This window comes from Agromyces sp. NPDC058104 (assembly GCF_042884835.1).
Lineage (GTDB): Bacteria > Actinomycetota > Actinomycetes > Actinomycetales > Microbacteriaceae > Agromyces.
Genome location: NZ_JBHVTD010000004.1, coordinates 77,848 through 89,380, shown reverse-complemented (window position 1 = coordinate 89,380; position 11,533 = coordinate 77,848). Strand labels below are relative to the sequence as shown.

The 11,533-nt window shown below is 72.3% G+C and carries 9 protein-coding genes; 6 read left to right on the top strand and 3 right to left on the bottom strand.

Annotated features, from left to right (window positions below; genetic code table 11):
* Positions 1-74: 74 nt before the first annotated feature.
* The 5 genes from ACFVTH_RS17865 to ACFVTH_RS17845 all read left to right on the top strand — a co-directional run bounded on the left by ACFVTH_RS17865 (position 75) and on the right by ACFVTH_RS17845 (position 7,506).
* The gene (locus ACFVTH_RS17865; protein WP_387093878.1) at positions 75-3,143 is read left to right on the top strand and encodes an FtsK/SpoIIIE domain-containing protein; all 3,069 of its coding nucleotides are present in this window, start codon (positions 75-77) and stop codon (positions 3,141-3,143) included.
* Between the two features lie 136 nt (positions 3,144-3,279).
* A complete protein-coding gene (locus ACFVTH_RS17860) occupies positions 3,280-4,494 on the top strand; it encodes a PotD/PotF family extracellular solute-binding protein (protein ID WP_387093876.1) in 1,215 nt (404 codons plus the stop codon).
* 2 nt (positions 4,495-4,496) lie between these two features.
* A complete protein-coding gene (locus tag ACFVTH_RS17855) occupies positions 4,497-5,696 on the top strand; it encodes an ABC transporter ATP-binding protein (RefSeq protein ID WP_387093873.1) in 1,200 nt (399 codons plus the stop codon).
* A gap of 2 nt (positions 5,697-5,698) precedes the next feature.
* Positions 5,699-6,610, top strand: coding sequence for an ABC transporter permease (locus ACFVTH_RS17850; RefSeq protein WP_387093870.1), 912 nt, complete (start codon positions 5,699-5,701; stop codon positions 6,608-6,610).
* A gap of 113 nt (positions 6,611-6,723) precedes the next feature.
* Positions 6,724-7,506, top strand: coding sequence for an ABC transporter permease (locus tag ACFVTH_RS17845; RefSeq protein ID WP_387094229.1), 783 nt, complete (start codon positions 6,724-6,726; stop codon positions 7,504-7,506).
* An 82-nt stretch (positions 7,507-7,588) separates the two neighbouring features.
* On the opposite strand, the gene ACFVTH_RS17840 is transcribed toward ACFVTH_RS17845, so the two are convergent.
* A complete protein-coding gene (locus ACFVTH_RS17840) occupies positions 7,589-8,578 on the bottom strand; it encodes an asparaginase (RefSeq protein ID WP_387093867.1) in 990 nt (329 codons plus the stop codon).
* Between the two features lie 3 nt (positions 8,579-8,581).
* Complete coding sequence (gene gabT / locus ACFVTH_RS17835; RefSeq protein WP_387093864.1) at positions 8,582-9,955, bottom strand: 4-aminobutyrate--2-oxoglutarate transaminase; 1,374 nt, start codon at positions 9,953-9,955, stop codon at positions 8,582-8,584.
* Positions 9,956-10,081: 126 nt separating this feature from the next.
* Between gabT and ACFVTH_RS17830 the strand changes: the two genes are divergently transcribed.
* Positions 10,082-10,564, top strand: coding sequence for an OsmC family protein (locus ACFVTH_RS17830; protein WP_387093861.1), 483 nt, complete (start codon positions 10,082-10,084; stop codon positions 10,562-10,564).
* 1 nt (position 10,565) lies between these two features.
* On the opposite strand, the gene ACFVTH_RS17825 is transcribed toward ACFVTH_RS17830, so the two are convergent.
* Complete coding sequence (locus ACFVTH_RS17825) at positions 10,566-11,507, bottom strand: hypothetical protein (RefSeq protein ID WP_387093858.1); 942 nt, start codon at positions 11,505-11,507, stop codon at positions 10,566-10,568.
* Between the last annotated feature and the right edge of the window lie 26 nt (positions 11,508-11,533).

The following is an 11,533-nucleotide window of genomic DNA, read 5'->3' as shown; positions in this document are numbered from 1 at the left end:
GGGCGCGGTGCGCACCCGTCCACGGCGCGAGTGCGGCCGGCACGAGCGCGCACCAGGGGTGATCGGATGTCCCGGTGCACCCCTCCGACGACGCCGGCCCCGGTCCCCTCCCGCTGCCGCTTGCGCTGCCCCAGGCCTCGCCCGAGCCCGAGCGACCGGGGTTCCCCGTGCTCGCGACGCTCGCTCCGATCGGCGGGGCGCTCGCACTGTGGGCGATCACCGGCTCGCCGTTCTCGCTCGTCTTCGCCGTGCTCGGGCCGGTCGTCGCGATCGCCTCGATGCTCGACGCCCGGCGGCAGGCGCGACGTCGGCGCCGCCGGGCCGCCACCGACCGCGACGCGCGCCTCGACGAGCTCCGCGGTGAGATCTCGGCGCGTCATGAGCACGAGCTTCGGGCGGCGTGGCGGCTGACGCCGTCGCCGTCGTCGATCGTGTCGGGCGGCGCGCGGCCCACCTGGACCGATCGGAGGCCGCCGCCGATCGTGATCGGTGCCGGGGTCGCGCGCAGTGCCGTCCGGGTCGACGGGATGCCGAGCGACGCACGGGACCGCGCCGTGCTCGAGGAGGCGGCCCTGCTCGCCGAGGCGCCCGTGCTCGCCGACCCCACGAGCGGGATCGGTTTCGTCGGGCCGCTCGCACTGGCGCGCTCGGCTGCCCGCGCCGCGCTCGTCCAACTGGCCTGCCGCGTCGATCCGCGGGCGATCGCGATCACCGCGTCGACCGGCCCCGAGTGGGAGTGGGTGCTGCGGTTGCCGCACGCCGGCGGTTCGGCGGGCTCCGCGGCAGCCGGCCCGGCGCCGCGCCTGCTCCTCCTCGACGCGGCGTCCGAGACCGACGCCGCGGCGGCCCTCACGCCAGCCGGCGGCGCCGCCGTCGCGCCTGCGGGGCCCCCCGCGCGCGGCGGGCGAGCCGGAGGTCCGGTCGGCGCGCGTCCGCGCCGCTCCGACCGGGGCGAGCCGGCCGACCCGTACCGGCTCGTCGTCGCCGAGGAGGTGCGGCGCCTTCCGCCGGGGCTCGCGACCGTCGTCCGCATCACCGGACCGCGGGCGGCGGTCGTCCACCGCGACGGCGCAGCGCCCGCCGTGATCGCACCGGCGCTCGTGGGTCTCGTCGAGGCGACGCGATGGGGCGACACCGTGGCGGGCGTCGCGGCGCAGCTCGACCTCGGCGGCGACGCGCCGCTCCCGCGGAGGGTCGCGCTCACAGCACTGCCCGCCGCGATCGACGGGGCGCACGCCCGCACCTCGCTCGCCGTCGCCGTCGGCACGACCGTCGAGGGGCCGCTCGTGCTCGACCTCGTCGAGCACGGTCCGCACGCGCTCGTGGCGGGCACCACGGGCAGCGGCAAGAGCGAGTTCCTCCTCGCCTGGCTCACGGCGCTCGCCCGCGCCTATCCGCCGGCCCTCGTCTCGTTCCTCCTCGTCGACTTCAAGGGCGGGGCCGCCTTCGAGCCGATCCGCCGGCTCCCGCACGTCGCGGGCGTCGTCACCGACCTCGACGAGGCCGAGGCGCTGCGGGCGGTCGAGAGCCTGCGAGCCGAGCTCCGGCACCGCGAGTCCGTGCTGGCCGGGGTCGGCGCCCGCGACCTCCGCGAACTCGGAGAGGAGGTGCAGCTCGCGCGACTCGTGATCGTGGTCGACGAGTTCCAGGCCATGATCCAGCGGTTCCCCGAGCTCGGCGAGGTCATCGCCGACATCGCGTCGCGCGGCCGTTCGCTCGGCGTGCACCTCGTGCTCGCCTCGCAGCGGCCGAACGGCGTCGTGCGCGAGCAGGTCACCGCGAACTGCGCCATCCGGGTCTCACTGCGGGTGATGCAACGGGTCGACAGCCTCGCGGTGGTCGGCACCGCGGAGGCAGCCGAGATCGCGCCGGACGCTCCGGGCCGGGCGGTCGTCGACCGCGGGGACGGCCGGCCGCAGCGGTTCCAGTCGGCGATCGCCGACGAGGCGGCCGTGCTCGGCGCGCGCGTGGCGAGCGCCGGCCTGGTGCGGCCGCGCCGGCCTTGGGTCGATCCGCTGCCGTCCCGTGTCGGCCCCGAGGAGCTCGACGGGCTCATCGACGCGGACCCCGGCGGCCCGCCGCCGGGCTCGACGCAGTCGGGGTCGGCGCTCGCCGGCGCGGGCGTGGGCTCGCGCGGCTTCGGGCTCGTCGACGAGCCCGAGCGGCAGCGGCGCTCGGCGGCAGCGTGGGATCCGGCGGTCGACGGCCACCTGCTCGTCGCCGGGATGCCGGGCAGCGGCCGCACGACCGCCCTCGAAGCGATCGCCGCCCTCGTGCGCGCCGAGCACGGCGACTCGTCGGTCGCCGTGCTCGAGGGGCCGCGCAGCGCCGTCTGGGACGCGATCGACTCGCTCGCCGGTGATCCGGGCATGGGTTCCGCCGTGCGGCTCCTCGTCGTCGACGAACTCGACACCCGGTTCCGTTCGTGGCCCGACGACCACCGGGCGCTCGCCCTCGAGCGGCTCGAGGCGCTGCTCCGCGCGGGGCGCGCCCGCGGGCTCGCCGTGGCCGCCTCGGCGACCCAGTGGCTCGGCGTCCCGCACGCGCTCCGCGACGCGTTCGGCATCCGCCTCCTGCTGCGCCACGCGACGCGCGCCGAACTCGTGCAGGCCGGGGGAGCGGGTGAGCTGTGGCGGCCGGCCGAGGTGGCCGGCTCGGGCCAGTGGCGGGGGCGGCGCGTGCAGGTCGTCGACGCGCAGCGACCGAGCGGGCCGGCGCCGGCGCGACTCGCGGCGCGGATCCCGCCGCTCGAGCTCGAGCCGGCCGCGCGTGTCGCGCTGGTGACGGCGAGCCCGAGCGCCGACGCCGAACTCCTGCGCGGCGCGGGCCACGCGCCCGTCCTGCTCGGGCCGCACGCCGACGCCGCGGCGCTCGCCGCCCTCGCCCGTCCGGGGGCCGCGGTGGTCGCGGTCGGCAGCCCCGAGGCGTGGTCGGCGCAGTGGTCGCTCCTGCCGACGATCCGCGAGACCGCGACGATCCTCGTGCGCGGCGGGGCACCCGAGTACCGCGCGCTCATCGCCGACCGGTCGCTGCCGCCCCTCCTCGACGAGGGCGCGTCGCAGCTGTGGCTGAGGGCGCCGGGCGGGGCGACCGTGCGACGGACGTGGCCTTTCGTGGCAGCGGCAACCGATTCCGCCGTGTAAGTCCCGATTGGAAACGGAATCCGTACAGATCGTTCCGAGAAATTAACGATTCGGACATCAATTGGTGCGTGGACGCCATGCAGTGTGTCAGTATCTTCCCACCCCGCATGCGCTTGCAACCGAAATGGAGTCCCTCGTGAGCACACGGCCCCTGCCCCAAGACCCGATGATCCGCTCGCTGATCGCACAGGCGCGCCAGTCGCAGCTGAATCGTCGCACCCTCCTCGCCGGCGCCGGAGCCGGCGCGACCGCGCTCGCGCTCGCCGCGTGCTCCACCGGCGGCGGCCAGGCGAAGCCGACCCCCGCGGCCGACACGTCCGCCACCGACAAGACCCTCAACTGGGCCAACTGGGCCGCCTACATCGACGAGGACGACGACGGCAACTACCCCACGCTCGTCCGGTTCACCGAAGAGACCGGCATCGAGGTCAACTACGAGGTCGCCGTCGACGACAACAACACCTACTACGGCAAGGTCAAGGACCAGCTCGCCCTCGGCAAGGACATCGGCGCCGACACGGTCTGCCTCACCGACTGGATGGTCGGCCGCTGGATCCGCTTCGGCTACACGCAGGAGCTGAACCACGACAACATCCCGAACCTCGCGAACCTCACTCCCGCCCTCGCCGACCCCGACTTCGACCCCGGTCGCAAGTTCTCGGTGCCGTGGCAGGGCGGCTTCGCCGGAATCGCCTGGAACAAGGAGGCCATCCCCGGCGGCCTCACGAGCGTCTCCGACCTCTGGGACTCGTCCCTCAAGGGGCGCATCGGCGTGCTCTCCGAGATGCGCGACACGATGGGCTGCATCATGCTCGACATGGGCGTCGACATCACCGGCGACTGGGGCGACGAGGAGTACTCCGCCGCGATCGAGGTCCTGCGCCAGCAGGTCGAGGACGGCCAGGTCCGCAACATCAAGGGCAACTCGTACCTCGAAGACCTGAAGAGCGAAGACACCCTCGCCGCGATCGTGTGGTCGGGCGACATCACCGTGCTGAACGCCGAGGCCGGCGACAAGTGGGAGTTCGCGCTCCCGTCCGCGGGCGGCACGCTGTGGAACGACAACTTCCTCGTTCCCGTCGGCTCGACGCGCAAGACCAACGCCGAGACGCTCATCAACTACTACTACGAGCCCGAGGTCGCCGCCGAGGTCGCGGCCTGGGTGAACTACATCACCCCCGTCGTCGGCGCGAAGGAGGCCGCCACGGCCATGGATCCCGAGCTCGCCGAGAACCAGCTGATCTTCCCCAACGAGGAGACGCTGTCGCAGGCCCACATCTTCCGCACGCTCTCGGGCGCCGAGGAGCAGAAGTACCAGGCCGAGTTCCAGTCCATCCTGCTGGGGTCGTGACGGTGTCGATCCGAGAATTCGCCGAACGCGGCGCGGATCTCGAGCTCGTCGGCATCCAGAAGCGCTTCCCGGGGTTCACGGCGATCGAGGAGCTCGACCTGACCATCCCCGCCGGGTCGTTCTTCGCCCTGCTCGGCCCGTCGGGCTGCGGCAAGACGACGACGCTCCGGCTGGTCGCCGGCCTCGAGGAGCCCACGAAGGGCCGCATCCTCATCGGCGGCACCGACGTCACCTCGACGAAGGCGCACCAGCGTCCGGTCAACACGGTGTTCCAGAGCTACGCCCTCTTCCCGCACATGTCGATCCTCGAGAACGTCGGCTTCGGACTGAAGCGCCGACGCATCTCCGACGCCGAGGCGCGCGCTCACGAGGCGCTCCGGCTCGTCGAGCTCGACCACCTCGCGCAGCGTCGGCCCGCCCAGCTCTCGGGCGGCCAGCAGCAGCGCGTCGCGCTCGCCCGGGCGATCGTGAACCGGCCGGCGCTGCTGCTCCTCGACGAGCCGCTCGGCGCGCTCGACCTGAAGCTGCGCCGCCAGATGCAGCTCGAGCTGAAGTCCATCCAGGAGGAGGTCGGCCTGACCTTCCTCCACGTCACCCACGACCAGGAGGAGGCCATGACCATGGCCGACACCGTCGCGGTGATGAACAAGGGAGCGATCGAGCAGATGGGCGCCCCCGAGGAGCTCTACGAACTGCCCCGCACGGCGTTCGTCGCGAACTTCCTCGGCCAGTCCAACCTCTTCACGGGCGAGGTCGTCGGCACCACCGACACCGCGATCTCGGTCGACGTGCAGGGCACCCGGGTGGTCGTGCCGACGGCACGCGCCGCACGTCACCAGGGCGAGGTCACGATCGGCGTCCGCCCCGAGAAGGTGGCGCTCCACCGCGAGGCGCCCGCCTCCTCCTCCGAGCGCAACCTCATCGGCCCGGGCCGCGTCATCGACGTCTCGTTCTCGGGTGTGAGCACCCAGTACCTCGTCGCGGTTCCCGGCATCGGCACGCTCACGGTGTTCGCACAGAACGTCGGCTTCGGGCCGGTCGCCGCCGAGGGCGCCGAGGTGTGGCTCAGCTGGGAGGTCGAGCACGGCTTCGGCCTCGAGGACGTGCCGAGCGAGGCCGGCCGGTTCCCGGCCGACACCGACACCCGGTCGATCGCCGCCCAGCGGCGCGATGCGCTCGTCGCGGAGCTCGAGGAGCACTGACCATGGCCTTCGCAGCGTTCGCGACGGCGGAGGCGCAGCCGCAGGCACCCAGGAAGAAGAGCCGCATCGCGCTCTTCCTCCTGCTGCCCGGCATCCTCTACCTCGTGCTCTTCTTCCTGACGCCGTTGGTGTCGCTCGTGCTGACGTCGCTGCAGGCGCCCGCCGAGTTCGGCGACATCGGCCAGTACGACTACGCGTTCAACTGGCAGAACTACGTCGACGTCGTCGAGGCGTACTGGCCGCACATCCTGCGGTCGTTCGGCTACGCCCTCGCGGCGACGGTGCTCGCGCTCGCGTTCAGCTACCCGCTGGCGTACTTCATCGGCGTGAAGGCCCGGCGCTGGCCGCTCCTCCAGAGCCTGATGCTCGTGCTCGTGATCGCCCCGTTCTTCATCAGCTTCCTGCTGCGCACCCTCGCATGGAAGCAGATCCTGTCGGACGAGTCGTTCATCATCACCTCGCTGAAGGCGCTGTCGCTGATGGCGCCCGACGCGCACTTCACGGGCACGCCGTTCGCGGTCATCTTCGGCCTGACGTACAACTTCATCCCGTTCATGACCCTGCCGCTGTACACGACGCTCGAGCGGCTCGACCTGCGCTACCTCGAGGCGGGCAGCGACCTCTACGCGAACCCGTTCACGGTGTTCCGCAAGGTCACGATCCCGCTGTCGATGCCGGGCATCGTGGCGGGCACGCTGCTCACGTTCATCCCCGCCGCGGGCGACTACGTGAACGCGAGTCGCGACTTCCTCGGCGGCCCCGACACCCAGATGATGGGCAACGTGATCGAGGCGAACTTCCTCGTGCTGCTGAACTACCCGGCAGCGGCGGCGCTGTCGATCATCCTGATGTCCGCGATCCTCGTGCTCGTCGGCATCTACGTGAAGCGCTCCGGAACGGAGGACCTGCTGTGAGCGGAGAAGTCCAGGCGGCCGCCGTGCTCGGCGGCCTCAGCGAGAGCGAGCAGCTCGACGAGCAGCGTCCGGGCGGCAGGGTCCGTCCGCGCAGGCTCGGCCTCGGCGACTGGCTGCTGCCGGCCTACACGGTCATCGCGTTCGTGTTCCTGCTCATCCCGATCGCGTACACCTTCGTGTTCTCGTTCAACGACTCGATCAAGTCGAACATCGCCTGGCGCGGGTTCACCTTCGACAAGTGGCTGAACGTCTGCAACGTCGAGGGCGGCGCGGTGTGCCAGGCGTTCGGCAACAGCATCGTGATCGGCCTCGTCGCGACGGTCATCGCGACGACGCTCGGCACGATGATCGCGATCGCGATCGTGCGCTACCGGTTCCGGGCGCGCTCGGCGATCAGCCTCCTGCTGTTCCTGCCGATGGCGACCCCCGAGGTCGTGCTCGGTGCCGGTCTGGCGGCGCAGTTCCTCGCCGTCGGCGTCGCGAAGGACATGACGACCATCATCCTGGCGCACACGATGTTCTGCATCAGCTTCGTCGTGGTGACCGTGAAGGCGCGCGTGGCGAGCCTCGACCCGGCGCTCGAGGAGGCCGGGCGCGACCTCTACGGCACGCCCGCCCAGGTGTTCTGGCGGGTCACGTTCCCGCTGCTCATGCCGGGCATCCTCGCCGCGGCACTGCTGTCGTTCGCGTTGAGCTTCGATGACTTCATCATCACGAACTTCAACTCGGGCTCCGTGTCGACGTTCCCGAAGTACATCTACATCTCCGCGTCGCGCGGCATCCCCGCCGAGGCGAACGTCATCGCGTCCGCCGTGTTCCTCTTCGCCCTCGTGCTCGTCGTCGGCGCGCAGGTGTCCCGGGCGGCGCGGGCGAAGCGACTCGCGAAGCTCAGCTGACCCGAAGGGGTTTCGCACCGAGACGGATGCCTCGGCGGGAGCGATCCCGCCGAGGCATCCGTCGTTCGCGTGGGTGGACCGCTCAGACCGTGGCGCGGATCTCGCCGACGCGGTGCTCTCCGCCCATGACCCAGAGGTCGAGCTCGGTCTGCACCGCATCGATCGCGCCGTCGTCGAGCGCGCCGGCTGCGGCGAGCAGGCGCAGCCCGATGATGGTCGAGGCGCGCGAGGAGCCGTCGAGCACCTTGAGGGCGGTCGTCGTGCCGTCGGGTGCCGACATCACCATGACGCCCTCGGCGCCGAACTTCGCGAAGACGCCGAGGCGGTCGATCGCGACGGTGTCGGGCTGGCCGGGACCGGCGACCGCCCACCCGTGCTCGCGCGCCGCGGCGGTGAGCGCCGCGGACTCGCGGTAGAGCGCGAAGGGCGAGCCGGCCTGCGCCGTCGTGATCTTGTGGATGCCGCGCGCGAGCGCCGTGAGCGTGATCGCGTGCACCGGAGCGCCGCAGCCGTCGATCGCCGAGGCGGCGGGGCGCTCGCCGGTCAGCCGCTCGAGCACGTCGAGGATGCGCTTCTGCAGCGGGTGCTCGGGGTCGAGGTAGCCCTCGACGGGCCACTCGTTCGCGACGCAGGCGTTGAGCATCGCCGCGTGCTTGCCCGAGCAGGTCATGTAGCCGCGCCGCTTCGGGCCGCCGCGGCGGATGAGCTCGTCGCGGGCCACACGATCGCCGGGGGCCGTGGCGGGGCATCCGAGCGCGGCGTCGGAGAGGCCGACGCGGCCGAGGAGGCCGTCGACGAGCGCGACGTGCGCGGCGGTGCCCGAGTGGCTCGCCATCGCGATCGCCGCGTCCTCGCCGCGCAGGGTGACGCCGCTCGTCATCACCGCGACGGCCTGGAACGGCTTCAGAGCCGAACGCGGGAAGACGGGCGTCGCGACGTCGCCGAGCGCGCGCACGACCTCGCCCTCGGGGGAGAGCACGACGGCGGAACCGGCGTGCCTGGACTCGATGAAACCACTTCGTTCGACCACTGCGAGCTGGACGGAGTCTTCGACGGAGAACGTCTCGGCCACGGCTCAGCCGAGGGCCGCGAGGCCGTCGTCGAGCACGCGCAGGCCGTCGTCGATGAGCTCATCGCTCATCGCGAGGCTCGGCAGGAACCGCAGCACGTTGCCGTAAGTGCCGGCGCTGAGGAAGAGGACGCCCTGCTGCGCGGCGTAGGCGACGAGCGCGGAGACGGCCTCGGGGTTCGGAGCCTTGGTCGTGCTGCCGGTGCCGGGCTGGACGAGCTCGATCGCGATCATCGCGCCCTTGCCGCGGATCTCGCCGATGACGTCGTAGCGCTCGGCGAGCCGCTCGAGCCCCGAGCGCAGCGCCGTCTCGATGCGCCGGCCCTCGGCGAGGAGGTCGTGCTCCTCGATGGACTCGAACACGGCGATCGCCGCAGCGCACGCCACGGGGTTGCCGCCGAAGGTGCCGCCGAGGCCGCCCGCGTGGGCGGCGTCCATGATCTCGGCGCGGCCGGTGACGGCCGCGAGCGGCAAGCCCCCGGCGATGCCCTTGGCGCTCAGCACGAGGTCGGGCTCCCACCCGAAGTGCTCGCTCGCGAAGAACTTGCCGGTGCGGGCGAAGCCCGACTGGATCTCGTCGGCGATCATGACGACGCCCTGCTCGGTGCACCAGGCCTGCAGCGTCGGCAGGAAGCCGTCGGCGGGCACCATGAAGCCGCCCTCGCCCTGGATGGGCTCGACGACCAGGCAGGCGAGGTCGCTCGCGCCGACGACCTTCTCGAGGTAGGCGATCGTGCGGGCCGCGGCGTCGACGCCGGAGAGGCCGTCGCGGTAGGGGTACGAGCTCGGCGCGTGGTAGACGTCGCCGGCGAAGGGGCCGAAGCCGGTGCCGTAGGGCATCGCCTTGTAGTTCATCGCCATCGTGAGGTTCGTGCGGCCGTGGTACGCGTGGTCGAGCACGGCGACGGCGCGACGGCCGGTGTGCTTGCGCGCGATCTTCACACCGTTCTCGACGGCCTCGGCGCCCGAGTTCACGAGCACCGACTTCTTCTTCCAGTTGCCGGGCGTGCGCTCGGCGAGGAGCTCGGCGACGCGCACGTACTCCTCGTAGGGCGTCACGGTGAACAGGGTGTGGATGACGTCGCCGAGCTGCTCGGTCGCCGCCTGGACGACGCGGGCGTCGGTGTGGCCGATCGTGGTGACGCCGATGCCGGCGCCGAAGTCGATGAACCGGTTGCCGTCGACGTCGACGAGGATGGCGCCGTTCGCGCGCTCGATGAAGACGGGCAGGGCGCTCGAGACGCCGCCCGAGACGACCTCGAGGCGTCGGGCCTGGAGCGCCTGGGATTTGGGGCCGGGAACGGCGGTGACGATCTTGCGCTCCTGCGGCACGGAGTACGCGGGCGCGGCGGGCCGGGCGGAAATCTGGGAGTCAGTCATGGTGCCTCCACCTTATCGCCGCCGGGCCCGTCGCCGCCGGGCCGCTGGCCCCCGGGAGCGGGCAGAATCGGAGGGTGCACGGTGCCGGGAACCGCTCGGCGTCGGCACCGAGGAGGAGGCTGCGCGATGCTCGGCACGCACCACTACGAGGTCGCGATCGACTGGCAGGGCGATCAGGGCACCGGGACGAGCGGATACCGCGACTATCGTCGCAGGCACGTCGTGCGTGCGGCGGGCAAGGAGCACGACATCCAGGGGTCGAGCGACCGGACCTTCCACGGCGACCGCGAGCGCTGGAATCCCGAGGAGCTGCTCATCGCGGCGCTCGCGCAGTGCCACATGCTCTCGTACCTGCACGTCGCCACGAACCACGGGGTGATCGTGCGCGGCTACGCCGATGCGGCGAGCGGCACCATGGTCGAGGACGGCCGCGGCGGCGGCGCGTTCACCGAGGTCGTGCTGCGCCCCACGGTCGTGGTCGCCGACGCCTCGATGGCCGGGCTCGCCGCGGAGCTCCACGCCGAGGCATCCGAGAAGTGCTTCATCGCCGCCTCGGTCGCGTTCCCGGTCCGCCACGAGGCGACCGTCGTCGTCCTCGGCGAGGACTGACTCAGGCGCCCGGGCGGGCGGGGAGGGTCGGCCCGGGCGGGCAGGTGTGGCCGCCCACGAGGCGGCTGCACTCGGGCAGGAACCCGGGGTAGCGCTCGGACTGCGGGTCGCCGAACCAGCGGTGCCAGAGGCGCCAGAAGTTGAGGTTGCCGAACGCCGAGCAGTCGTCGCCGGTCTCGGGAGCGGCGAGCGTCGCCGCGCTCGGCTGGTAGGGCGTGTAGTTGTAGAGGTTCGCCGTGGCCTGGTTGCGGATCGTCACCTTGGTCGCCCCGCACGCGGCGTCGGGGTGGAACTGCACGTCGACGGTGCCGATGCGGTAGGCGCGCTTCGGCTCCTCGGTGTACTGCCGGAACTGCCAGGCCGCGTTGTACACCTGGTTGAAGAAGCCGAAGTACTTCGTGTCGCAGTCGGCGGTGTCGGGGCAGCCGTACCCCGTCGCCCGCAGGTAGCCCGACTCGCTCGGCCGGGTGAGCAGCGACTGCTCCTTCTGCAGGAGGACGAGCAGGGTGCGGGGGCTGATGCCGCAGGCCTCGGAGACCTTCTGGATGATGCGGCTCGCCCGTTCGCGGGTGCCGCCCTCGTAGGCGGCGCAGTGGCGACCGCCGACGGCGGGCTGCGTCTCGGTCGTCTGCCGGTAGTCGGCGAGGCACGGCACGTCGTCGGCCGGGCGGCAGTCGAGGCCCTCGAGGAAGCGCTGGATCTCGGCGGCGTTCATGGCGCTCGCGTCGTAGAAGGCGTCGTCGCTGACGATGAGCCCGGGGTCGAACTCCGCGGTCGCCGAGGGGATCTCGAACTCGGGGGTCGGGACGGCGCGCACGGCGGCGCCGCCCTGCCACTGCGCGCCCTCGGCGGACGGACCGGGTGATACGGGTGCGCAGGCGGCGAGGGCGAGGAGCGCGGCCGTCGCGAACGCGGCGGCGGCGGCGAGCTTCGCGGGAGTCATCGAAGCGACCATAGCGGGTGCCCCTC

Bases quoted from the DNA above. Each gene is read 5' to 3' on its own strand.
- gabT (WP_387093864.1), bottom strand. From the start codon at position 9,955: ATGACTGACTCCCAGATTTCCGCCCGGCCCGCCGCGCCCGCGTACTCC.
- ACFVTH_RS17825 (WP_387093858.1), bottom strand. From the start codon at position 11,507: ATGACTCCCGCGAAGCTCGCCGCCGCCGCCGCGTTCGCGACGGCCGCG.
- ACFVTH_RS17830 (WP_387093861.1), top strand. From the start codon at position 10,082: ATGCTCGGCACGCACCACTACGAGGTCGCGATCGACTGGCAGGGCGAT.
- ACFVTH_RS17850 (WP_387093870.1), top strand. From the start codon at position 5,699: ATGGCCTTCGCAGCGTTCGCGACGGCGGAGGCGCAGCCGCAGGCACCC.